The organism is Amaricoccus sp., from assembly GCF_017993425.1.
In the GTDB taxonomy this organism is placed as follows: Bacteria; Pseudomonadota; Alphaproteobacteria; order Rhodobacterales; family Rhodobacteraceae; genus Amaricoccus.
Genome location: NZ_JAGOMQ010000035.1, coordinates 1 through 21,832, shown reverse-complemented (window position 1 = coordinate 21,832; position 21,832 = coordinate 1). Strand labels below are relative to the sequence as shown.

The 21,832-nt window shown below is 72.5% G+C and carries 19 protein-coding genes; 6 read left to right on the top strand and 13 right to left on the bottom strand.

Going from position 1 to position 21,832, the window contains the following annotated elements; genetic code table 11:
* Positions 1 to 163: 163 nt before the first annotated feature.
* The 4 genes from KBB57_RS15465 (at position 164) to KBB57_RS15450 (ending at position 3,205) form a co-directional block, all read left to right on the top strand.
* On the top strand, positions 164 to 607 hold the full coding sequence (locus KBB57_RS15465; RefSeq protein ID WP_290751973.1) for a phasin family protein: 444 nt from the start codon (positions 164 to 166) through the stop codon (positions 605 to 607).
* 86 nt (positions 608 to 693) lie between these two features.
* Positions 694 to 1,332 carry a bifunctional nicotinamidase/pyrazinamidase gene (gene pncA, locus KBB57_RS15460; RefSeq protein WP_290751970.1) on the top strand — a complete coding sequence of 213 codons (639 nt, stop codon included), beginning with the start codon at positions 694 to 696 and terminating at the stop codon, positions 1,330 to 1,332.
* Positions 1,333 to 1,346: 14 nt separating this feature from the next.
* Positions 1,347 to 2,639, top strand: coding sequence for a nicotinate phosphoribosyltransferase (gene pncB / locus KBB57_RS15455; RefSeq protein WP_290751968.1), 1,293 nt, complete (start codon positions 1,347 to 1,349; stop codon positions 2,637 to 2,639).
* Positions 2,640 to 2,749: 110 nt separating this feature from the next.
* Complete coding sequence (locus tag KBB57_RS15450) at positions 2,750 to 3,205, top strand: L,D-transpeptidase family protein (RefSeq protein WP_290751966.1); 456 nt, start codon at positions 2,750 to 2,752, stop codon at positions 3,203 to 3,205.
* 685 nt (positions 3,206 to 3,890) lie between these two features.
* On the opposite strand, the gene KBB57_RS15445 is transcribed toward KBB57_RS15450, so the two are convergent.
* From KBB57_RS15445 to KBB57_RS15395, 11 genes are all read right to left on the bottom strand, one after another.
* Complete coding sequence (locus KBB57_RS15445) at positions 3,891 to 4,823, bottom strand: carbohydrate ABC transporter permease (protein WP_290751964.1); 933 nt, start codon at positions 4,821 to 4,823, stop codon at positions 3,891 to 3,893.
* Positions 4,823 to 5,746 (bottom strand): carbohydrate ABC transporter permease, encoded by a 924-nt coding sequence (locus KBB57_RS15440; RefSeq protein ID WP_290751962.1) that lies wholly within the window; start codon positions 5,744 to 5,746, stop codon positions 4,823 to 4,825. Before KBB57_RS15440 ends, KBB57_RS15445 begins: the two co-directional genes overlap by 1 nt.
* A gap of 58 nt (positions 5,747 to 5,804) precedes the next feature.
* The gene (locus KBB57_RS15435) at positions 5,805 to 7,103 is read right to left on the bottom strand and encodes an ABC transporter substrate-binding protein (RefSeq protein ID WP_290751960.1); all 1,299 of its coding nucleotides are present in this window, start codon (positions 7,101 to 7,103) and stop codon (positions 5,805 to 5,807) included.
* Positions 7,104 to 7,183: 80 nt separating this feature from the next.
* Positions 7,184 to 8,248: an ABC transporter ATP-binding protein gene (locus tag KBB57_RS15430; RefSeq protein WP_290751958.1), complete on the bottom strand. Its 1,065-nt coding sequence runs from the start codon at positions 8,246 to 8,248 to the stop codon at positions 7,184 to 7,186.
* 91 nt (positions 8,249 to 8,339) lie between these two features.
* Positions 8,340 to 10,133, bottom strand: a complete 1,794-nt coding sequence (locus KBB57_RS15425; protein ID WP_290751956.1) for an alpha-amylase family glycosyl hydrolase — start codon at positions 10,131 to 10,133, stop codon at positions 8,340 to 8,342.
* Positions 10,134 to 10,378: 245 nt separating this feature from the next.
* Complete coding sequence (locus tag KBB57_RS15420; protein ID WP_290751953.1) at positions 10,379 to 10,720, bottom strand: hypothetical protein; 342 nt, start codon at positions 10,718 to 10,720, stop codon at positions 10,379 to 10,381.
* Between the two features lie 177 nt (positions 10,721 to 10,897).
* On the bottom strand, positions 10,898 to 12,223 hold the full coding sequence (locus KBB57_RS15415; protein ID WP_290751951.1) for a DUF3422 family protein: 1,326 nt from the start codon (positions 12,221 to 12,223) through the stop codon (positions 10,898 to 10,900).
* A gap of 179 nt (positions 12,224 to 12,402) precedes the next feature.
* Positions 12,403 to 13,503 (bottom strand): DNA recombination protein RmuC, encoded by a 1,101-nt coding sequence (locus KBB57_RS15410; RefSeq protein ID WP_290751999.1) that lies wholly within the window; start codon positions 13,501 to 13,503, stop codon positions 12,403 to 12,405.
* Between the two features lie 39 nt (positions 13,504 to 13,542).
* A complete protein-coding gene (gene mutL, locus KBB57_RS15405) occupies positions 13,543 to 15,366 on the bottom strand; it encodes a DNA mismatch repair endonuclease MutL (RefSeq protein WP_290751948.1) in 1,824 nt (607 codons plus the stop codon).
* Between the two features lie 59 nt (positions 15,367 to 15,425).
* Positions 15,426 to 16,100 (bottom strand): DnaA/Hda family protein, encoded by a 675-nt coding sequence (locus tag KBB57_RS15400; RefSeq protein ID WP_290751947.1) that lies wholly within the window; start codon positions 16,098 to 16,100, stop codon positions 15,426 to 15,428.
* A gap of 207 nt (positions 16,101 to 16,307) precedes the next feature.
* On the bottom strand, positions 16,308 to 17,072 hold the full coding sequence (locus tag KBB57_RS15395; RefSeq protein ID WP_290751945.1) for an NAD kinase: 765 nt from the start codon (positions 17,070 to 17,072) through the stop codon (positions 16,308 to 16,310).
* A gap of 291 nt (positions 17,073 to 17,363) precedes the next feature.
* On the opposite strand from KBB57_RS15395, the gene KBB57_RS15390 reads away from it, so the two are divergent.
* Both KBB57_RS15390 and glyA read left to right on the top strand, forming a co-directional pair.
* Complete coding sequence (locus KBB57_RS15390; RefSeq protein ID WP_290751943.1) at positions 17,364 to 18,050, top strand: isoprenylcysteine carboxylmethyltransferase family protein; 687 nt, start codon at positions 17,364 to 17,366, stop codon at positions 18,048 to 18,050.
* Positions 18,051 to 18,214: 164 nt separating this feature from the next.
* Positions 18,215 to 19,510 (top strand): serine hydroxymethyltransferase, encoded by a 1,296-nt coding sequence (gene glyA, locus KBB57_RS15385; RefSeq protein ID WP_290751941.1) that lies wholly within the window; start codon positions 18,215 to 18,217, stop codon positions 19,508 to 19,510.
* A 248-nt stretch (positions 19,511 to 19,758) separates the two neighbouring features.
* Here glyA and KBB57_RS15380 read toward each other — a convergent pair whose 3' ends face one another.
* Both KBB57_RS15380 and KBB57_RS15375 read right to left on the bottom strand, forming a co-directional pair.
* A complete protein-coding gene (locus KBB57_RS15380; protein WP_290751938.1) occupies positions 19,759 to 20,079 on the bottom strand; it encodes a DUF1476 domain-containing protein in 321 nt (106 codons plus the stop codon).
* 206 nt (positions 20,080 to 20,285) lie between these two features.
* Complete coding sequence (locus KBB57_RS15375) at positions 20,286 to 21,557, bottom strand: glycosyltransferase (protein ID WP_290751936.1); 1,272 nt, start codon at positions 21,555 to 21,557, stop codon at positions 20,286 to 20,288.
* Between the last annotated feature and the right edge of the window lie 275 nt (positions 21,558 to 21,832).

The window sequence follows — 21,832 nt, the reverse complement described above, 5'->3', positions numbered from 1 at the left end:
CCGCTGCGCGAGAGCGACGCCCGCGCGTTTTCAAGTAGTTATGGAAGTCCAGCCCTAAAATTGCGCTCTTGAACGGGATTTGACATGGATCAAGGCTTGCGCTACTGCGCCGCGGCATTAACCATCCATACTCTACCCTGACGCGAATCAGCGAGGAACCGCAATGTCCGATCCGATGTCCACGCCCGAAGCCGATTCCGCGGCCGCCCCCAAGGCGGAGGCCAGCGTGGAGGCGACGAGGGCCGCGAAGACCGCCGTCGAGGCGAGCGCGGAGACCGTGGAGGAGATCTCCTCGGCCGCCGATGCGGTGATCGACCGGGTGACCGCGAGCCAGCAGCAGGCGCTCGACACCCTCGAGACGGCGAGCGCCACGATGCTCGAGAGCGTCGCCCGCGTGCAGCGCCGGATCGCCGAGTTCGTCTCCGACCGCATCCGCCAGGACATGGAGGCGCAGCAGGAGCTCCTGCGCTGCAAGTCGCTCGACGAGGTCCGCGACGTGCAGACGCGCTTCTTCCGCACCGCCGTCACCCAGTACTCCGAGGAGGCGAGCCGGCTCTTCCGCATGGGCGGCGAGGCCATCGGCCGCTCGGTCGAGCGGATCGACTGATCCGCGAGCGGCCCTGCGAGGCCGGTTGAAAACCGGCCTTCCGCCTGTCAGTCTCCGGCGCGATGCGACCGGAGACGTGACGCCCCGTGACCGACACTGCTGAGACCGCCGCCGCCGCGCTCGTCGTCGTCGACGTCCAGAACGACTTCTGCCCCGGCGGCGCGCTCGCGGTCGCCGGCGGCGACGAGGTCGTCCCGCTGGTCAACCGCGTGGCCCGGCGCTTCGGCGTCCGGGTCTATACCCAGGACTGGCACGCGCCCGACCACCGCTCCTTCGCGTCGAGCCATCCCGGGGCGGCGCCCTTCTCGACCGCCGAGATGCCCTACGGGGCGCAGGTGCTGTGGCCGGACCATTGCGTGCAGGGGACCCCGGGGGCGGATTTCCATCCCGGCCTCGACCTCGAGCCTGCGGACCTCATCCTGCGCAAGGGGTTCCGGCCGCATGTCGACAGCTACTCCGCCTTCTTCGAGAACGACCGCGCGACGCCGACCGGGCTCGCCGGCTACCTGCGCGAGCGGGGGGTCGCGGCGATCTGGCTCGCCGGCCTCGCGACCGACTTCTGCGTGCAGTACTCGGCGCTCGACGCGGCGCGGCTCGGCTTCCGGGTGACGCTGCTCGAGGACGCCTGCCGCGAGATCGACCTCGACGGCTCGCACGCGGCGGCGCTGGCGGCCATGGGCGCGGCGGGCGTCGCCTTCGCCCGCGCATCCGCGCTCGCGGCGTGAGAGGAGCCGACACCGTGACCGAGATCGCGAAGCGCGTCTACGACCATGCCTGGCGGATCGACCCGATCGTCCGCTCGATGATGGACACCGATTTCTACAAGCTGCTGATGTTGCAGACGGTGTTCCAGCGCAACGCCGACGTCGAGGTCGAGTTCAGCCTGATCAACCGCTCCGCGCGCGTGCCGCTCGCCCGGCTGATCGACGAGGGCGAGTTGCGCGAGCAGCTCGACCACATCCGCACATTGCGCCTCAGCCGCGGCGAGTCGACGTGGCTGCGCGGCAACACCTTCTACGGCAAGCGCCAGATGTTCGGGCCGGACTTCATGGCCTGGCTGGAGGCGTTCCGGCTGCCGCCCTACCAGCTCGAGCGCCGCGGCGACCAGTACGAGCTCACCTTCCACGGCTCGTGGCCCGAGGTGATGATGTGGGAGATCCCCGCGCTCGCCGTGCTGATGGAGCTGCGCTCGCGGGCGGTGCTGAAGGGGATGGCGTATTTCGAGCTCCAGGTGCTCTATGCCCGCGCGATGACCCGGGTCTGGGAGAAGATCGAGCGGCTGCGGGCGTTGCCGGACCTGCGCATCTCCGACTTCGGCACGCGGCGGCGGCACTCGTTCCTGTGGCAGGACTGGTGCGTGCAGGCGATGATCGAGGGGTTGGGCGAGCGGTTCACCGGCTCGTCGAACTGCCTGATCGCGCTCCGGCGCGACATCGAGGCGATCGGCACCAACGCCCACGAGTTGCCCATGGTCTTCGCCGCGCTCGCCGAGGACGACGCGGCGCTGGCCGAGGCGCCCTACCGGGTGCTGGAGAACTGGCACCGGGACTACGACGGCAACCTGCGGGTCATCCTGCCGGATACCTATGGAACCAAAGGGTTTCTCGAGAGCGCGCCCGACTGGCTGGCGTCGTGGACCGGGATCCGGATCGATTCGGGGGCGCCGGAGGCGGGGGCGGAGACGGCGATCGCCTGGTGGCGGAGCCGGGGGCAGGATCCGCGGGAGAAGCTGGTCATCTTCTCGGACGGGCTCGACGTCGATCGGATCGAGGCGCTCTACGCCCGCTTCCACGGTCGGGTGAAGCTCGGCTTCGGCTGGGGGACGCTGCTGACCAACGACTTCCGCGGCCTTGCGCCGGGGGATGCGCTGGCGCCGTTCAGCCTGGTCTGCAAGGCGGTCTCGGCCAATGGGCGGCCGACCGTGAAGTTGTCCGACAACCCGGCGAAGGCGATGGGGCCGGCCGACCAGATCGCGCGCTACAAGCGGGTGTTCGGGGTCGGGGCGCAGGCGGAGGAGCCGGTGCTGGTGTGATCCCGCCGCGCCGGCCGCCTGCCCGGCCCGGGCCGCGGGCGATGCGCGGCGGGGCGGCGATTCCGCATTTGCGCGTAGGGCCCTGGGGAGCGCGGTTCCATGGGCGCGCCATGCCCTGCGCGGTCGGGCGGGGCGGCACGGGGGCCAAGGCGGCGGAGGGGGACGGGGTCACGCCGGAGGGGCGGCACGGCGTGGAGGCGGTGCTCGTCCGGGCGCGGTGCGCGGGGGGAAAAGGCCGCAAGATCGGGCCCTTCGATGCTTGGTCGGACGATCCGCGGGATCCGGACTACAACCGGCTGGTGCGGCGGCCGCGGGGATTCTCGCATGAGCGGATGTTCCGGGCGGACCGGCTCTACGACCTCGTCGCGGTGCTGGACTGGAACCGCGATCCGGTCGTGAAGGGGCGGGGGAGCGCGATCTTCCTGCATAGCTGGCGGAGGCCGCGGTGGCCGACGGCCGGGTGCGTGGCGTTTGCGCCGCGGGACCTCGGGTGGATTCTGGCGCGCTGGACGCCGCGGAGCCGGGTGGTGGTGGGGTTTTCGGGCGGAAGCGGGGCATCCTTCTGAGACGACGGGAAAAAGCCGGGCTGGAATGAGGCTGGACACACTGCACGACAATGGAAAGGAAGCCCGGCCGGGAGCAGGTCGCGACGGTGACGCCAGACGGATTTGACCCGTGGCAAATCCGTCCGCGATCGCCCCTGCGGGGGGCGAGCGCGTTGCCGCGCTCGCCGGGGCGATCACGGACGGATGGCGCGCTTCCGGAGAAATCTGCGCCCCTGACGGCCTCCGCGCGCAACCGCGCTCCAGCCGTCGGCGCGGCGAAAGCCGTGCTTTCGCTTGTCGCGCCGGGCCTCGCGGGCAAGCCCGCCTCGGTCGCTCAAGGCCCCGTGGAGCCAGCAGGGCAGGCAGGCGTCGTGCAGTGTGGAGGCTGGAATCCGGCTTGCCATTTTTTCACGCCCCGTTAGCGGTTGCGGCCGATCCGGTCGCGGCGGCGGCGGCGGCGGCCGCGACCGGATAGACCTCTCCGGGATCGACGCGGTGGACGGGCCGGGGAACCAGGCGTTCCAGTTCGTCGGCGTCGCCGCCTTCGCGGCGGATGCGAGCGGGCGGCTCCGGGCGGAGGACCTCGGGACGACGGTGGCGGCGCAGGCCAGCACCGACGCGGACGCCGCGCCGGCGCTGGAGATCGAGGTGCGGACCAGGGGTCTTCGTCCGCGGCGATTTCGGGCTCCGAGGCGGCGCGGGCGGGTTACTCCTTCACCGCGCCGGTCATCGACGAGACGTAGTAGTCGACGAAGAACGAGTAGAGGATCACCACGGGCAGCGAGCCGACGAGGGCGCCCGACATCAGCGCGCCCCATTCGTAGATGTCGCCGCGGACGAGCTCGGTCAGGACGCCGACGGGGACGGTCTTGTTCTCGGACGAGGAGATGAAGGTGAGCGCGTAGATGAACTCGTTCCACGAGAGCGTGAAGGCGAAGATGCCGGCGGAGATCAGCCCGGGCACCGCCAGCGGCAGGATCACCCGGGTGAGGATCTGCCAGCGCGAGGCGCCGTCGACGAGGGCGCTCTCCTCGAGCTCGAAGGGGATCGAGCGGAAGTAGCCCATCAGGAGCCAGGTGCAGAACGGGATCAGGAAGGTCGGGTAGGTCAGGATCAGCGCGAGGCGGGAATCGAAGATGCCGACCTGGAAGACGATGAAGGCGAGCGGGATGAAGAGGATCGACGGCGGCACCAGGTAGGCGAGGAAGATCATCAGGCCGGTGACGCGCGAGCCGGTGAAGCGGATGCGCTCGATGGCGTAGGCGGCGAAGACCGAGGCCGCGAGCGAGATGAAGGTCGAGCAGACCGAGACCAGCATCGTGTTCCACAGCCAGCCCGGGTAGGAGGTCTCGAGGAACAGGAACTTGATGTGCTCGAGCGTCGGGCCGACCACCCAGAACGGGCTGTAGTCCTTGTAGTTGGTCAGCTGGTGGTCCGGCTTCACCGCGGTGATGGCCATCCAGTAGAACGGGAACAGCAGCACGAACACGAAGACGCCGAGCGGCAGGTAGGTGACGACGATCCGCCGGGTGAGCGTGTTGTACTGCTCCATGCCGACGATGTCGTCGACCGGGGCGGCGGGGGCGTGCGCCTTGGCGGCCTTGGCGACGAAATCCTCGGTCTCCTCGTCGAGGCGCATCAGTCGGTCCCCCCCTGCTGCCACTTGCGGCGTTGCAGCCCGAAGAAGCTGAACAGCACCGCCGCCAGCAGGAACGGGATCATCGCGACCGCGATCGCCGCGCCCTCGCCGAGTTGGCCGCCGGGGATGGCGCGCTGGAAGGAGAGGGTCGCCATCAGGTGCGTGGCGTTGACCGGCCCGCCGCGGGTCAGCACGTAGATCAGCTGGAAGTCGGTGAAGGTGAAGAGCACCGAGAACGTCATCACCACCGCGATGATCGGCGTCAGCAGCGGCAGGGTGATGCGGCGGAACCGCTGCCAGCTCGTCGCGCCGTCGAGCGCGGCCGCCTCGTTCAGCGATTGCGGGATGGTTTGCAGCCCGGCGAGGAGCGAGATGGCGATGAACGGGATGCCGCGCCAGACGTTCGCCGCGATCACCGACCAGCGGGCGTTCCACGGCTCGCCGAGGAAGTTGATCGGCGTGGAGATCAGCCCCCACTTCATCAGCACGTAGGAGATGACCGAGAACTGGCTGTCGAAGATCCACCAGAAGGCCAGCGCCGAGAGCACGGTCGGCACCACCCAGGGCAGCAGGATCACCGCGCGGAAGAAGCTCTTGTAGGGCAGGTTCTCGTTCAGGAGCAGCGCCAGCCACAGGCCGAGCCCGAACTTCAGCGCCGAGGCGACCACGGTGTAGAAGAGCGTGTTGAAGACGGCGAGCCAGAACACCGGATCGTCGGCCAGCCAGGCGAAGTTATCGAGCCCGACGAACACGCCGGAGCGCCCGATGCGGGTGTCGGTGAAGCCGAGCCAGACCCCGAGGCCGAGAGGATAGGTCAGGAAGCAGAGCAGGAACGCCGCCGCCGGCAGCATGAACAGGAGGCCGAGGCCGTTGCGGCTCTCGGTCAGCCAGCCGAGGAAGGAGCGGGATCGTCCTTGCGCCATCGTGGCCTCCTGGGGGAAGGGGAAGGGCGGGCCGGCGCGCGCCGGCCCGCCGGAAGGGTCAGCTGTAGTAGCGGTTCGCCCGCTTCACCGCGGCGGCGATGGAGTCGTCGGGCGAGGCCTGGCCGGTGACGGCCTGGGCGAACATGTCGACGAGCACGTAGTCCGCCATCACCCCCGCCGAGGCGTAGCCGAGCGGGCCGGCATAGCCGTTCGTCCGCAGGTTCTCGGCGGCGTGCGCGTAGGGCTCGTGGATCGGGTTCGAGGTCCAGACCGGGTTGTCGGCGAAGCCCTTGGCCGCGCCGCAGCAATAGGCCGAGGCCCCGGTGATCCAGTCGTTCATCCGCTTGGTGTCGTACATGAAGGCGATGTAGGCCATCGCCGCCTCGGGATACTTCGTGTGGTTGAAGATCGAGATCGACGTAGTCTGCGCCAGCTCGACCGGCTTGCCGACCGGGCCGACCGGCAGGTTCACCGTGCGGATGTCGTCGGCGATCTCCTTCAGCGCCGGGTCGTTGACCGCGGCGTAGTAGAGCGAGACGCCGTTCGCGGTCAGCGACACCTGGCCGGCGAGGAAGGCGCGGTTGTTGTTGATGTCGAGCCAGCTCTCGGTGCCGGGGATGAAGGTCTTGTAGAGCTCCGTCGCGTAGGCGATGCCGGCGCGGGTCTCGGCGCTGTCGAGCGCCACCGTGCCGTCCTCGCCGATCATCTGGCCGCCCTGGCTCCAGAGCAGCCAGTGGGCGTAGTTGTTGCCGTCGCCGACCGCCTTGCCGTGCGCGAAGCCGGCCGGGGTGCCCTTGGCCTGCATCGCCTTGCAGAGCTCGAGGAAGCCCGCGGAATCCTTCGGGAACTCCGAGAAGCCGGCCGCCTTCATGTGGCTGTCGCGGTAGCAGATGGCGTTGCCGATCACGCAGAGCGGCATGGCGATGAAGACGCCGTCGCGGACCGCGTAGGTGCGCGGGCCGTCGTGCCAGCCGCCGTTCGCCGCGCCGATCGCCTCGGCGAGCTCGGTGACCGGGATGAGCTTGTCGGGATACTGGAACGGGTCGTCGTACCAGCTCATCACCATGTCCGGGCCGGAGCCGACGTTGGCGGCGACGGCGGCCTTGGGCCGGACGTCCTCCCAGCTCTCCTGGTCGATGCGGACCTCGACGCCGGTCGCCTCGGTGAAGGCCTTGGTGTTGGCGTTCCAGGCCTCCTCCTCGCCCTTCACGAAGGGCACCCAGCGCAGCAGCCGCAGCGAGGCGCCGGGCTCGGGGGTGAAGGTCGGGACCTGGGCGAAGGCGCGCGGCGCCAGCGCCGCGGCGGCCACGCCGGCGGCGGCCCCGGCCATCAGGTCCCTGCGGGTGATCATGCTCATCTCGGGTCGTCCTCCCAGGTGTCGTGCGGGTTGTTGCGGCAGGAAGGCGACGGGCCCCGCAGCCCGCGCCCGGCCGGCGGTCAGGCGGTGAGCCGGGCCCCCGTGCCGGCGTCGAAGAGATGCGTGGCGCCCGCGTCGACGCCGACGCCGATCTGCTCGCCGGGGCCGGCGGAGATGCGCTCGCGGAAGACGCCCACGACCTCCGTCCCGCCGATATGGCCGACGACATGGGTCTCCGAGCCGGTCGGCTCGACCACCTCGATGGTGAGCGGCACGTCGCCGCCGAGCCGGAGCGATTCCGGCCGCAGACCGTAGATCGCGCCCGCCTGCGCCACGCCGGCGAGCGGCTTGCCGACGGGCAGCGCGACGCCGTCCTCGGTCAGGAAGCGCCCGGCGTCGGAGGGATCGACGCGGCCGGGCAGCATGTTCATCGCCGGCGAGCCGATGAAGCCCGCGACGAAGAGGTTGGCCGGCCGGTCGTAGAGCTCGAGCGGCGCGCCGATCTGCTCGACGCGGCCGTCGTGCATCACCACGATCTTGTCGGCCATCGTCATCGCCTCGATCTGGTCGTGGGTGACGTAGACGGTGGTGGTCTTCAGCCGCTGGTGCAGGTTCTTGATCTCGGCCCGCATCGAGACGCGGAGCTTGGCGTCGAGGTTGGAGAGCGGCTCGTCGAAGAGGAACACCTGCGGGTCGCGGACGATGGCGCGGCCCATGGCGACGCGCTGGCGCTGGCCGCCGGAGAGCTGGCGGGGGAAGCGGTCGAGGAGGCGGGTCAGCCCGAGGATCTCCGCCGCCGGCCGGACCTTGGCCTCGATCTCGGCCTTGGACGCGCGCTTGAGCGTCAGCGAGAAGGCCATGTTGTCGGCGACGGTGAGGTGGGGGTAGAGCGCGTAGTTCTGGAACACCATGGCGATGTCCCGGTCCTTGGGCGGCAGGTCGTTGACCCGCTCGGTCCCGATCAGGATGTCGCCCGAGGTGACGTGCTCGAGCCCGGCGAGCATCCTCAGCAGCGTCGACTTGCCGCATCCCGAGGGGCCGACGAGGACGACGAACTCGCCCTCCTCGATGTCGACCGAGACCCCGTGCAGGATCTCGACCGCGCCGAAGGACTTCCGCAGGTTGCGGATCGTGACCGCCGCCATCCCTGACGTCCTCCCCTTGTTCTTCGTTGCTTGGCCGCGACGATAGACGCGGGCTCGGGGAAGCGTCAACCTTGAGGGGAATCTTCTTTCGTCAGGCCCGATCCTGCGAGAAGACCAGCGCGCTCCACGGGGCGAGCGCGATCTCGGCGGACCAGGGGTGGCCGTCGCAGGGCGCCTCGACCGCCTCGACGTCGCCGGTGGCGAGGCCGGTGAAGTCGCGGCTGTAGCCGGTCCAGTCGGTGTTGAGCCGCAGCCGCCACAGGCCCGGCCGCGGGAAGCCGATGCGGTAGACCGCGCGGGGCTCGCGGTGGAAGCTCGCGGCGACGACGACGTCGTCGCCCGGCCCGCCCTCGGCCCAGCGGTGGAAGGCGACGACCTTGGCCGCCTCGTCGATGCGGTGGACGGCGATGTTGCGCCCGGCGAGGCCCGCGGTGACGCCGGCATGGTCGAGGCGGAGGCGGATCAGGTCGCGGTAGAGGCGGAGGATGCCGCGGAACGTCTCCGTCTGGTCCCAGTCGAGCGGCACCGTGTCCTGGAACCATTCGCCTTGCAGGAACTCCTGGCCCTGGAACAGCATCGGGATGCCCGGCGCCGTCAGCGTCAGCGCCGCGCCGAGGGTGGAGCGCTTCTGCGCCGCGTAGTCGCCCGGGTCGCCCGGGGCGATCTCGTGGACGACGCGGGCGCGGCCGTTCGCCACCTCGTCGTGGCTCTCGGTGTAGATCACGCGCTGGTAGGGATCGCCGTTGTAGTGGTGCGTCAGCGCATGGGCGACGGTCGCCATGTGGCGGTCCTCGTCGTTGGCGGCGACGAGGGTGGCGCGGATCGGGTGGACGAACTCGCTGTCCCACTGGGCGCCGAAGCCGCAGCCGCCCTGCGCCGTGGGCGCGGTCATCGCGGCGAGGTTCCGCAGGTCCTCGGCGATGGTGATGCGGCCGGGGAAGCGCTCCGCGATCTCGCCGTTGATCCACTGCGCGAGGCTCCAGCCGTCGGCGATGTCGTCGCCGCCGTCCGCGTCGCCCCGGACGCTGCGGATGTAGAGCGTCATGTCCCAGCGCAGCCCGTCGATCCCGTATTCCTCGAGCCACCAGAGCGCGTTGTCGCGGATGAGCTGGCGCACCTCGGGCCGTCCGTAGTCGGGACGGGTGTCGCCCCAGGGCGTCGCCGAGCGCCAGTCGTTGTAGAAGTAGATGCCGCCCTTGTCGTTCTCGGACCAGCCGTCGAAGCGCCAGAGGTCGAGGTCGGAGGGCCCGAAATGGTTGTAGACCACGTCGAGGATCACCGCGATCCCGGCCGCGTGCGCGGCGCGGACGAAGCCGCGCAGGCCCTCGGGGCCGCCATAGGCGCCCTCGACCGCGAAGATGTGGGCGGGGTTGTAGCCCCAGGAGACGTCGCCGGCGAACTCGGCCGCCGGCATGACCTGCACCGCGTTGACGCCGAGGCGGCGGAGGTGGCCGAGGCGCGAGGCCGCGTCCTCGAAGGTTGCGGGCGCGTCGCCCTCGCGGGCGAAGGTGCCGACGTGCATCTCGTAGATCACGAGGCGGTTCCATGGCGGGCGCCGGAAGTCGTCGCGGACCGGGTCGGAGGCGACGACGATCCCGTTGCCCACGGAGCTCGTCACCGCCCGGGCGTAGGGGTCGATGCGCGACAGGGTCTCGCCGTCCTGAGTGCGGATCAGGAAGCGGTACTCGTCGCCGGCGCGCGCCCCCGGCACGTCGCCGGCCCAGACGCCGCCGTCCTCGCGGGCGAGGGAGACGCCGCCGGGGAACCAGTCGTCGAAGCTCCCGGCGACGGCGACGGCATCGGCGTTCGGGGCCCAGACGCGGAAGGTCACGCCCGCGTCATGGGGGATCGCGCCCATCCCGGGGCGCAGGGCGGCGTCGAGCATCGGTTTCCCTCGCGTGCAGCGTTTGCGATGCAGCAGGAATGCGCGAGGCCGCGGCCCGGTTCCCGGGCGGCGGGAATTCCCCGGCGCGCGGCCGGCCGGCTCCGGGATGATCTCCCCGGACGGCCGCGCCGCGCGGCGGCCCGCGTCGGCGGTCGCGCCCGGCTCCGCCGACCTCCCCGGAGGGCATCGGCGAGGACAGGGCCCCCGGTGCGCCCGCCTCGGGCGAGACCGTCGGCCGGAGAGCGTCAGGTTCCGAACGGCGGCACGTAGAGGCAGCGGAACTCCTGGCTGTTCGGCAGGATGCACGCGTGGAACCTGTCGTCCTGGCTGGGGCGAACCTCGCCGTAGCGGAAGAGCTTGCGATGATCCCGCTTCGCGGTGAGGTGGGCGCCCTTCGGGATCGAGACCTCGTAGCCGTCGGGCGTGACCTTCACGTCCTCGACCGGGATCGGCTGGCAGTCGTTCCCCCCGCAGCAGTAGTTGTCGTATTTCCAGCCCGCGGGGGCGTCGTGGGCGAGGCCGCCGGAGGCGGCGCAGACGGCGAGGAGGAGGAAGGCGGCGGGAAAGGCGAGGCGGAGTGTCGGCATGGCGATGCCCTTTCCGGTCGGCGGAGCCTCCTCCCGGGGCCCCGCGCGTGCTGTGGGATGGACGAGGAACCGCCCGCCGGCTTCGCGCCTGTCCGGCTCCGGGGCGGGACCTCCTGCGATTGTGGCCGAGGCCACCCGGTGACGGCGCGACCGCGCCGGAAAGACGGCCCCGCGGGCCTAGCCATGCGGCGGGGTCTTCTCGCGCCGGTCCGCGGCCCGGGCGCGGATGCGCCGGACCATCAGCCACACCACGAGCACCACCGGCACGGTCAGCGCCGCGAGGATCGCCGGCTTCTCGAGCCCGATGCGCTCGCCCGCCGGCCCGAGCAGGCCGGCGACGAGGTTGACCGCGTAGTAGCTGATCGCCACCACCGAGAGGCCCTCGACCGTCTCCTGGAGGCGCAGCTGCAGCGCGGCGCGGCGGTCCATCGCGCGCAGCACCTCGACGTTCTGCGCCTGGTTCGCCACGTCGACGCGGGTGCGCAGCAGGTCGGAGGCGCGCTCGGCCCGGGCGGAGAGCTCGTCGAGCCGCTCCTTGGCGGAGCGGCAGGTGCGCATCGCCGGGTCGAAGCGGCGCATCATGAACTCGGAGAACAGCTGCCGCCCGCCGATGCGCTCCTCGCGCAGCACCTGGATGCGCTGGCTGACGATCGCCTCGTAGGCTCCGGCGGCCCCGAAGCGGAAGGCCGCGGCCGAGGCGAGGTGCTCGATCTCCGCCGCCATCTTCAGGAGCTGGTCGAGGGTCTCGCCCTCGCCGCCCTGCTGGCCGGCCATGCCGGCGACGATGCCGCTCAGGTCGCGGTCGAGCCGGGCCACCGCGCTCGCCACCATCCGCGCCTGCGGCAGGGTGAGCATGGCCATCGCCTTGTAGGTCTCGATCTCGACGAGGCGCTGCATGACCCGGCCGAGGCGGCGGCGGCCGATGGCGGGATGCGCGAACACGGCCATGCGGCTATGGCCGTTCTCGTCGATGCGGAAGTCGGCCATGATGACCGCGTCGCCGTCGAGCACGCGCGAGGCCGCGACGCTCTCCATGACGAACCAGCGCGGCAGGAAGGTCTCCAGCCGCTCGGCCAGATCCTCCGGCGCGACGCTCTCCACCTCGACGATGCAGGAGCTGACGCAGGCGCCCGGGGCGGCGGCGAGCCAGTCGGCGGGGAAGAGGTCGAAGAGCCGCCCGGAGAACGGCTCGTCGGCGGTCTGGTCGACGAAGAGCGTGTAGGTGACGAACTCGGTGTGCATCTCCCACTTCAGGAAGCCGCGCCCGAGCTTGCCCGAGTAGTGGTTCGCCCCGGGCGCCGGATGCGCCGCCCCGTAGCGGTCGAGGAGCGCGACGAGGTGGGCGAAGTCGAGCGAGCGGTCGCGGTCGGCGGCGGCGCCGGGCTTCTTGATCGCGAGATGGGCGGCGCGGCAGGGCGGGTCGACCTCGGGGAAGGGGCGGGCGTGCAGCTCGTTGGCGAGCGCATACCGGTTCGGGTGGTCCTGGATCGCGAGCTGCGCCATGCGGGTTCCGATGCTTGCCGCCGCATTCGGCGCGCCGGAGCCTCTCGCGTCAAGCCGGGCGCGTCATGTTGCAGTGCAGCGTGGTGGCGCGGCCACAGTCGCCGGCGGGGCGGTCGAGCCGCCGCGGACGCCTTTCGATCGGGTTGATGCGATGAAAGATACTGATTTATATCAATTTGTTAGCTCGATGTCCCGCTGTGGGACATTTTACCTTCCGGGCCGTCCTCCCGGATGATGCGGGGGCGCGGAGGCGGCGTCGGGCGCTCGTCCTCGGCGAAGTCGAGGTCCTCGAGGCGGCGGGCGCGGGCGCCGGCGCGGCCGGCCGAGACCTTGACCTCGGCAAGGTCGGCGGCCGCCTGCCCGAAGTGCCGGTCGAGGGCGCCGACCCGCTCGCCGAGGCGCTCGAGGTCGCGGCCGAGCAGGCCGAGCTCACGGCGGATCGCATGGGCCTCGGCCTTGAGGCGGGCGTCCTTCAGCACGGCGCGCAGCGTTGTCAGCGTCGCCATGCAGGTGGTCGGCGAGACGATCCAGACCCGGAGCGTGAAGCCCTCGCGGACGAGGTCGCCGAAATTGGCGTGCAGCTCGGCATAGACCGCCTCGGAGGGCAGGAACATCAGCGCCCCTTCCGCCGTCTCGCCCTCGATGACGTATTTCTCGGCGATGGCGCGCAGGTGCGTGCGGACCGCGGCGCGCATCCGCCGCGCCGCCTCGGCGGTCTCGGCCGGGGTGCGGGCGGCGCGCAGGGCCTCGTAGGCCTCGAGCGGGAACTTGGCGTCGATGGCGATCGGGCCCGGGGGCTGCGGCAGGCGGATCAGGCAGTCGACGCGGCGGCCGTTCGAGAGTTGCGCCTGGAACTCGGCCGCGTCGGGCGGCAGCGCCTTGGTGACGATGTCGCGGAGCTGGATCTCGCCGAAGGCCCCGCGGGTCTGCTTGTTCGACAGGATGTCCTGGAGGCCGAGGACGTCGCCGGAGAGCTTCTCGATCTTCGCCTGCGCCCGGTCGATCGCCTCCAGCCGCTGCTGGAGCTCGCCGAGGCTGCGGGCGGTGCGGATGGCGCTCTGCCCGAGCCCGGCCTCCATCGCCTGCAGCGCGCGCGCCTGCGCCGAGGCCTGCGCCTCGGCGACGTGGACGAGGCCCCCGTGCAGCCGGTGCTGGCCCTCGTCGAGGCCGCGCACCGCGCCGTCGAGCGCGGCGAGGCGGCGGGCGGCGGCGAGGATGAGCCAGAGGAGCGCGAGGCCGGCGAGGACGCCCCACAGGCGCGGGTCGCCGAGGTCGAGCATGTGCCCGGCGACGGTGATCAACGCGGGATCATCGCGCGGTCATCGCCGGCCGAACAGCCGCTCGATGTCGGCGAGCTTCAGCTCGATGAAGGTCGGTCGGCCGTGGTTGCAGGTGCCCGAGAACGGCGTCGCCTCCATGGCGCGCAAGAGCGCGTTCATCTCCTCCGGCCCCATGCGGCGGCCCGCGCGCACCGAGCCGTGGCAGGCCATGCGGCTCAGCACCGCGTCGATGCGCCGCCCGACCCCGTCGGTTCCCTCCTCCAGCGCGTCGGCGACGTCGGCGAGGAGGCGGCGCCCGTCGACCTCCCCGAGCGCCGCCGGCGTCTCGCGCAGGCAGAGCGCGCCCGGGCCGAAGGGCTCGACCACGAGGCCCAGGTCCGCGAGCGAGTCCGCCTCGGCGGCGAGGCGGGCGCAGGACGCGGCGTCGAGCTCGACGACCTCGGGGATGAGCAGGAGCTGGCTCGGCACCCGGCCGCCGGCCCGCTCGGCCTTGAGCCGCTCGTAGACGAGCCGCTCGTGCGCGGCGTGCTGGTCGACGATGACGATGCCGTCGGCGGTCTGGGCGATGACGTAGGCGTCGTGGATCTGGGCGCGGGCGGCCCCGAGCGGCGCCTCCGCCTCCGGCTCCTCCGGCGCGGGGGGCGGCGGCGGCGCGGCGGACAGGCCGAGGGGCGCCCCGTCCGGCTCGGCGAAGCCGCGGCCCGGGGCCTGCCATGCCCGCGCGGCGGCGAGCATCGCCGGGGCGGGGCGGCCTTCCGGCGGGCGGAAGGCGCCGAGGAGCCCGACGCCATGCGTGGTCGCGGCCCGCGCCCCCGCCCCGGCCAGCGCCGCCTTCAGCGCGCCGATGACGAGGCCGCGGACGAGGCCGGGGTCGCGGAACCGCACCTCGGCCTTGGCCGGGTGGACGTTGACGTCGACCTCGGCCGGCGGCAGCGCGAGGTCGAGCGCCGCGGCCGGGTGGCGGTCGCGGGCGAGCAGGTCCTGGTAGGCGGCCCGGAGCGCGCCGAGCAGCAGCCTGTCGCGGACCGGGCGGCCGTTGACGGTGAAGTGCTGTGACCCGGCCGTGCCGCGCGAATATGCGGGCAGCGCCGCGAAGCCGGTGAGCCGCACCCCCTCGCGCTCGGCGGAGACGGGGGCGGCGTTCTCGATGAAGTCCGGGCCGAGCACGGCGCGCAGCCGCCCGCGCAGCCCGTCGAAGAGATCGCCGGTCTCGGCGTCGAGGCGGAAGATCTCGCGGGGCTCGTCGGGATCGCTGACGTCGCGGAGCGAGAAGGCGACCCCGGGCGCGGCCATGGCCAGCCGGCGCAGGATCTCGGCGATCGCCTGCGCCTCGGCGCGGTCGCTGCGCAGGAACTTGAGCCGGGCGGGCGTGGCGGCGAAGAGGCCCTCGACCTCGACGAGCGTCCCCTTCGCGCGGGCCGCCGGGCGAACCGGCCCCTCGACGCCGCCGCGGACCATGACGGAGGCCGCCTCAGCCGAGCCGGCGGCGCGCGAGGTGAGGGTGAGCCGCGCCACCGCGCCGAGCGAGGGCAGCGCCTCGCCGCGGAAGCCGAAGCTCGTGATGTTGACGAGGTCGTCGCCGTCGAGCTTGGAGGTGGCGTGGCGCGAGAGCGCCAGCGCCAGCTCCGCCACGGGGATGCCCCAGCCGTCGTCCGAGACGCGGATCAGCCGCTTGCCGCCGTCGGCATGGGCGACCTCGATGCGCCGGGCGCCGGCGTCGAGGGCGTTCTCGACCAGCTCCTTGACGGCGGAAGCGGGCCGCTCCACCACCTCGCCCGCGGCGATGCGGTTGGCCGCCGCGGCGTCCAGCTGGCGGATCGGGCGGCGCGCTTCTGCCGCTATATAGGGGCTTTCTGCCGTCATGCCCCTAGGTATAGCAGGGGCGGGGGCGCTCCGCTACTGGTTCGGTGTCGCCCTGTCAGCTATTCCGGGGCGGCGAGGGCTTCCGCGGCGAGGGGGACGGTGATCGGGCGGCCGCGGGCGAGGCCGGCGCGGTCGAGGCGGGCGACGACGGCCTCGGCGGCCTCGAAGGAGCGGTCGATGCGCGCGACGAGGAAGCGGATCACCGGGGGGGCGACGCCGACGCCGCGATCGGCGAAGAGCTTGACGAGGACGGCGGCGAGGAGGGCGTCGTCGGGGGGCGCGAGCGTGGCCACCGGGGCGACGGCGAGGCGGCTCGCGAGGTCGGGAAGGTCGAGCCGCCAGCGCGCTGGCGCGGCGCGACCGGAGACCATCAGGCTGCCGCCCCCGGCGGCGAGGCGGTTGCAGAGGTGGAAGAGCGCCTCCTCGGCGGCGCGGCGTTCCGCGGGGGCGAGGTCGGCGAGGCGGTCGACGTCCTCGACGGCGAGGGCGTCGGAGACGCCGGCGGCGAGATCGAGGGTGGGGAGGGCCTCGGCCGGGAGGATGCGCGCGGCGGAGCGGGCGGCCCAGACATGGGCGAGGTGGGTCTTGCCGGCCCCGGGCGGCCCGGCGACGGCGAGGCGGCCGGAGGGCCAGCCGGGCCAGGCGTCGACCTGGGCGAGCGCGAGGCGGTTCGGCTCGGAGACGAAGAAGTCGGCCCGGCCGAGCGCCGGCCGGGAGGGCAGGTCGAGCGCCATTTGCTCCGGGCCGGAGGGCATCGCCTCAGCCGCGCCTCGGCGCGGCGGGCGCCTCGCCGGCGTCGCCGTTCGGGTGGCCCGAACGTGAACGAAAGGTTGGCCAGTCTGGAACATCAAGTGATTTCAGATACTTGACATGACTAACACGTGTGTTAGCGCCGCGGCGCGCCGTCGGGCCGCGCGGGTTCCTCATGTCCCGCGGGGCGCTCAGACGAACTGCTCGCGGATCAGCCGCTCCTCGAGCCCGTGGCCGGGGTCGAAGAGCAGGCGGTGGGCGACGTCGGCGGCGCTCTCGATGGAGATCGTCACCGGCTCGCGCACCTCGAGGCTGTCGGCGACGGCGGCGACCGGGCGCTTGTCGGGCTCGAGCACCTCGAAGGTGACGCGGGCCGCCTTGGGCAGGATGGCGCCGCGCCAGCGGCGGGGGCGGAAGGCCGACATCGGGGTCAGCGCCAGCACCTCGGCGCGGATCGGCAGGATCGGGCCGTGGGCGGAATAGTTGTAGGCGGTCGAGCCGGCAGGGGTGGCGAGGAGCGCGCCGTCGGCGACGAGCTCGGCCATGCGCTCGCGGCCGTCGACGAGGATGCGCAGCTTCGCCGCCTGGGGCCCGGCGCGCAGGATCGAGACCTCGTTGATGGCGAGCGCCTCGACCTCGCCGCCGTCGGCGCGGCGGGCGCGCATCCTGAGCGGGTTGACGATCGCGTCCTCGGCGGCGGCGAGGCGCTCGGGCAGCCAGTCCTCGGCGAAGTCGTTCATCAGGAAGCCGACGGTGCCGCGGTTCATGCCGTAGACGGGCAGGCCGCGGGCCTGGGTGTCGTGGAGCGTCGAGAGCATCAGCCCGTCGCCGCCGAGCGCGACGACGACGTCGGCCTCGGCGATGGGGGCCTGGCCGTGGCGGGCGGCGAGCCGGTCGAGCGCGGCCTCGGCGAGGGGCGCCCGGCTCGCGACGAAGTGGATGCGGTCGTAGGACACGTCGGGCCTTTCCCCTGCCGCGGGAGGCGGAGCCTGCCGCGCTTCGGGGCGATCCACAAGCGGGCGCTTTCCTGCCTTGCCCGGGACGCGCCGCCGCGACCCGGCGCGCGCGGCGGCCCGCGCCGCCGACACGGGTCCGTGAGCCCGGATTGACCGCCGCCGCGCCGCGGCGCAGGCATGGCGCCGAGGGCGGCGGCCGATCCCCGGCGCGGGCCCCGGAGCGGACGGGAAATGCTGCTTTCAGAGCGCCTGGCGCGGACCGGCGGGTTCTTTTTCCGGTGGCGAAGCTTCATGCCGCTGGTCTTCCTGCCGCCGGTCGCAGTGGCGCTGACGCAGGCCGAGCCGATCGAGCGGGCGGCAGGCGAGGTCGTCGGCGGCCTCTACGAGGCGGCCTGCATCGCCATGGTCGTCGCGGGTCTGGCGATCCGGGCGGTCACCGTCGGGTTCGTGGCCCGCAACACCTCCGGCCGCAAGACCCGGCAGGTCGCCGACAGCCTGAACACCACGGCCATGTACTCCCTGACCCGAAACCCGCTCTACCTCGGCAACGCCATCACCTATCTCGGGGTGGCGCTGTTCGCCCAGAACCTGCTGGTGGGGCTCGCCTTCGCGCTGTTCCTCGTCGTCTACTACGAGCGGATCATCATGGCGGAGGAGGCGTACCTGCTCGACCGGTTCGGCGACGCCTATGCCGCCTGGGCGCGCGGGACGCCGGCGTTCTTTCCCCGCCTGTCGGGCTGGCGGCGGCCCGCCCTGCCGTTCTCGCTGAAGGCGGTGCTGCGGCGGGAGCATCACGGCTGGCTTGCCGCCATGCTGGCGCTCGCCTTCGTGGAGATCGGCGGGGACGCCTTCGGCCACGAGCAGCAGGCGTGGGTCGAGCCCGCCTGGATGGCGGCGATCGCGGCGGTGGCGGCGATCTATCTGACGATCCACGCCCTGAAGCGGTGGACCTCGCTCCTCAAGGTCACGGACCGGTAGGTCCTCGGGCGCAGCGCGCGGAAGGGCGCGCCCGGCGGCGGCGGGGCGCGCCTGTCCCGCTCGGGGGCGGTCTGAGGGCGGCGGGCGTCGCTTTCCGGTTTGCCTGCGCGAGGGCGAGGGGGTAAGAGCCGCGCCACCCCGTGTCCTCGCCGCAGGAGATCGCCATGAAGGACGGAAGCGCGCCGAACGGCTTCTTCACCGCCCCGGTCGCCGACGGCGACCCGGAGATCGCCGCCGCGATCCGCGACGAGCTCGGCCGGCAGCGCGACGAGATCGAGCTGATCGCCTCGGAGAACATCGTCAGCCGCGCCGTGCTGGAGGCGCAGGGCTCGGTGCTGACCAACAAGTACGCCGAGGGCTATCCGGGCCGGCGCTACTACGGCGGCTGCCAGTTCGTCGACGTGGTGGAGACGCTGGCGATCGAGCGGGCCAAGGCGCTCTTCGGCTGCGGCTTCGCCAACGTGCAGCCGAACTCGGGCAGCCAGATGAACCAGGCGGTGTTCCTGGCGCTGCTGAAGCCCGGGGACCGGTTCATGGGGCTCGACCTCAACTCGGGCGGGCACCTGACGCACGGCTCGCCGGTGAACATGTCGGGGAAGTGGTTCGACGTCGTCTCGTACGGGGTGAGGAAGCAGGACAGCCTGCTCGACCTCGACGAGGTGCGGGCGAAGGCGCTGGAGCACCGGCCGAAGCTGATCCTTGCCGGGGGGACTGCGTATTCCCGGGTCTGGGACTGGGCGGCGTTCCGGGCGATCGCCGACGAGGTGGGCGCCTGGCTGATGGTCGACATGGCCCATATCGCCGGACTGGTGGCCGGGGGCGTGCATCCCTCGCCGCTGCCGCACGCGCATGTGGTGACGACGACGACGCACAAGTCGCTGCGCGGGCCGCGGGGCGGGCTGATCCTGACGAACGACGAGGCGATCGCGAAGAAGGTCAACTCGGCGGTGTTCCCGGGCTTGCAGGGCGGGCCGCTGATGCATGTGATCGCCGCCAAGGCGGTGGCGCTCGGCGAGGCGCTGCGGCCGGAGTTCAGGGACTACGCGGCGCGGATCGTCGCCAATTCCCGGGCGCTGGCGGCGTCGCTGATGAAGGGGGGCGTCGACATCGTCTCCGGCGGCACCGACAACCACCTGATGCTCGCCGACCTGCGGCCGAAGGGGGTGACCGGCAAGATCGCCGAGGCGGCCCTGGGGCGGGCGCATGTCACCTGCAACAAGAACGGCATCCCGTTCGACCCGGAGCCGCCGATGGTGACCTCGGGGGTGCGGCTCGGGACGCCGGCGGGGACGACGCGGGGCTTCGGCACGGCGGAGTTCGAGGAGATCGGCGGGCTGATCGTCGAGGTGCTCGACGGGCTCGCGGCGAACGGGCCGGAGGGCAACGCGGCGGTCGAGGGCGAGGTCCGGGCGCGGGTGCAGGCGCTCTGCGACCGGTTCCCGATCTATCCGGGGCTGTGAGCCGGGGGCGCCGCCGGCAAAGAGGGCTTTGACGCGGCGTGGAGGATCCTCTTCGACCGGCGAAAGCGACGCACCGCGTCGCGCCGGTCGTCGCCCCGGAGCGCGTTGCGGCGAGGGGAGCCCGGCGTGGTGGCGGCCGGGCAATCCGCGCGCCTGCCCGGCTGGCGGGCGCGGATCCGTCGACGGACAAATCCGCTGAGTGAAGGCTGCCCGGGAGCGCCGGATTCCCGGCGCGGGGGAGCCTGGCGTCAGCGGGTTTCCTTCATCAGCTGCGCCTTCGCGACGTCGAGGAACTCACCCATCTTGGCGCGGATGGTGGCCTCGTCGGCGAGGGAGCCGAGGTCGGCGGCGAGCTTGCGGACGACGTCCTCGTGGCCGGCGTCCTTGAAGTCCTCGCGCACGACGTCGAGGGCGTAGCGCACCTCGTCCTCGCCGGTCTTGCCGAGGAGCCCGGCCGCCCAGTGGCCGAGCAGGCGGTTGCGCCGGGCGTTGGCCCGGAATTGCAGCTCGAGGTCGTGGGCGAACTGGTTCTCGAAGCCCCTCTCGCGGTCCTTGAAGCTGTCGCTCATCGCGGGATCCCCTCTCGCGTCTGCAATGTCGAGGGGGAGATAAGCGCGGCAGGCGCCTGCGGGCAAGCCGCAAAGGGGATCAATCGCTCGAAGGCGTCTGCCGCTCCCGAGGGACGGGCGAGCGCGTGGGCGGGGAAACCCGCCCGACAGGACAAGGGGAAGGAGGGGAGCGCGGCGTGCGGGCCTTCGGGCGACAGGCCCGGGGCTCAGCCGCGCAGGCCGGCGAGGAGGGCGCGTTTGGCGGGGAATTGCTGGCGCTCGGTGAGGCCGGCGAGGACGGTCTCGCGGGCGCGCCCGCGGCGGCGGGCGGCGGCGGCGGGGTCGGCGAGGGTGGCGAGGACCCCCCCGGCGATGGCCGCGGGGCGGGCGAGGTCGACGAGCGCGGCGGCCTCGGCGTCGGCGAACTCGCGGACCGGCGCGGTGTCGGAGAGGACGAGGGCGCAGCCGGTGCTCATCGCCTCTACCATCGACCAGGAGAGGACGAAGGGCACGGTCAGGTAGACGTGGGCGTCGGAGCGGCGGAGCAGGCGCAGGTAGTCGGCGCGCGGCAGCTTGCCGGTGAAGCGGACGCGGGTCGGGTCGAGGTCGTGCTCGGCCAGCGCGCGGGCCTTCCAGTCGACGCGGCGGATGGCGTCGCCGCCGTAGGAGACGCGGTTGTCGCCGGCGATGACCGCGACGGCGCGCGGGTCGGCGGCGAGGATGGCCGGCAGCGCCGCCATGAACTGCGGGAAGCCGCGGTGGGGCTCCATGCCGCGGGTGGCGTAGGTGACGAGGCGGGCGTCCGGCGCGACGAGGCCGTCGAGGGTGTCGGGCTCCGCCGCGGGCGCGGGGGCGAAGGCGTCGGCGTCGACGCCGTCGTGGAGGACGCCGAGGTGGCGGCGGAAGACGTCGGGGAACTGCGCCGCCTGGAAGGCGGTCGGGCAGATCGCCGCGTCGGAGGCGGCGAGGTCCATGGCGATGGGCGCGTTGCGGGCGCGCTCGTGCATGGCGGCCTCGACGCCGGCGGCAGGGGCGCGGCCTTCGGGGGCGGCATGGCAGGCGGCCTCGGCGCCGGAGGCCGGGCGGCCTTCGAGGGCGGCGAGGTAGGCGACGTCGACGCCGGGGTGGCGATACCACCACTCGCAGTAGGCGACGAAGGCGGCCTCCGGGAAGACGTCGCGGGCGAACATGCCGGCGCCCCAGCCGGAATGGGCGACGACGATGTCGGGGCGGTAGCCGTCGCGGCGGGCGGCGAGGGCGGCGCGGACGAATGCCTGCGCGTTGATCGCCGCGCGGTCCATCGGCTGGGCGCAGGGATGCGTCCCCGGCTGCGGCTTGCGGTGCGGGGCGTAGCGCAGGAGGCGGAATCCGTCGGCGCGGGCCGAGGGGGCGGCGGTGGCGAAGGCGACGTCCCAGCCCTCGGCGGCGAGCCAGCGGCCGAGGGCACCGAACTGGCCGGGGAAGGCGTCGTGGACGAAGAGGATGCGCGGGGGCCTCATGGGGCCGGGTCCGGGAGCGCGGCTAACACACGTGTTAGCGAGGTCAAGTTATTCATTTAATTGTATATTCCGCGTGACGTTTACCTGCCGTTCATCTCGCTGACCCGTATCACGGGGGTCGGCTCAGAGGAGCGACAGGACGCCGAGGGCGAGGGAGGCGCCGGCGATGGCGAGCGCCGCGCCGGCGACGAGGCGGAGACCGCCCGTGTCCGGGCGGGCGGGGGGCGGGACCGCGGCGAGGGCGGCCTCGATGCGGATCTGGGTGAGCTCCAGCC

Excerpts from the sequence above, each read along its gene's own strand:
- KBB57_RS15465 (WP_290751973.1), top strand. The coding sequence starts at position 164 with ATGTCCGATCCGATGTCCACGCCCGAAGCCGATTCCGCGGCCGCCCCC.
- KBB57_RS15450 (WP_290751966.1), top strand. The coding sequence starts at position 2,750 with ATGCCCTGCGCGGTCGGGCGGGGCGGCACGGGGGCCAAGGCGGCGGAG.
- KBB57_RS15445 (WP_290751964.1), bottom strand. The coding sequence starts at position 4,823 with ATGCGCCTCGACGAGGAGACCGAGGATTTCGTCGCCAAGGCCGCCAAG.
- KBB57_RS15440 (WP_290751962.1), bottom strand. The coding sequence starts at position 5,746 with ATGGCGCAAGGACGATCCCGCTCCTTCCTCGGCTGGCTGACCGAGAGC.
- KBB57_RS15435 (WP_290751960.1), bottom strand. The coding sequence starts at position 7,103 with ATGAGCATGATCACCCGCAGGGACCTGATGGCCGGGGCCGCCGCCGGC.
- KBB57_RS15430 (WP_290751958.1), bottom strand. The coding sequence starts at position 8,248 with ATGGCGGCGGTCACGATCCGCAACCTGCGGAAGTCCTTCGGCGCGGTC.
- KBB57_RS15425 (WP_290751956.1), bottom strand. The coding sequence starts at position 10,133 with ATGCTCGACGCCGCCCTGCGCCCCGGGATGGGCGCGATCCCCCATGAC.
- KBB57_RS15420 (WP_290751953.1), bottom strand. The coding sequence starts at position 10,720 with ATGCCGACACTCCGCCTCGCCTTTCCCGCCGCCTTCCTCCTCCTCGCC.
- KBB57_RS15415 (WP_290751951.1), bottom strand. The coding sequence starts at position 12,223 with ATGGCGCAGCTCGCGATCCAGGACCACCCGAACCGGTATGCGCTCGCC.
- KBB57_RS15410 (WP_290751999.1), bottom strand. The coding sequence starts at position 13,503 with ATGCTCGACCTCGGCGACCCGCGCCTGTGGGGCGTCCTCGCCGGCCTC.
- mutL (WP_290751948.1), bottom strand. The coding sequence starts at position 15,366 with ATGACGGCAGAAAGCCCCTATATAGCGGCAGAAGCGCGCCGCCCGATC.
- KBB57_RS15400 (WP_290751947.1), bottom strand. The coding sequence starts at position 16,100 with ATGGCGCTCGACCTGCCCTCCCGGCCGGCGCTCGGCCGGGCCGACTTC.
- KBB57_RS15390 (WP_290751943.1), top strand. The coding sequence starts at position 17,364 with ATGCCGCTGGTCTTCCTGCCGCCGGTCGCAGTGGCGCTGACGCAGGCC.
- glyA (WP_290751941.1), top strand. The coding sequence starts at position 18,215 with ATGAAGGACGGAAGCGCGCCGAACGGCTTCTTCACCGCCCCGGTCGCC.
- KBB57_RS15380 (WP_290751938.1), bottom strand. The coding sequence starts at position 20,079 with ATGAGCGACAGCTTCAAGGACCGCGAGAGGGGCTTCGAGAACCAGTTC.
- KBB57_RS15375 (WP_290751936.1), bottom strand. The coding sequence starts at position 21,557 with ATGAGGCCCCCGCGCATCCTCTTCGTCCACGACGCCTTCCCCGGCCAG.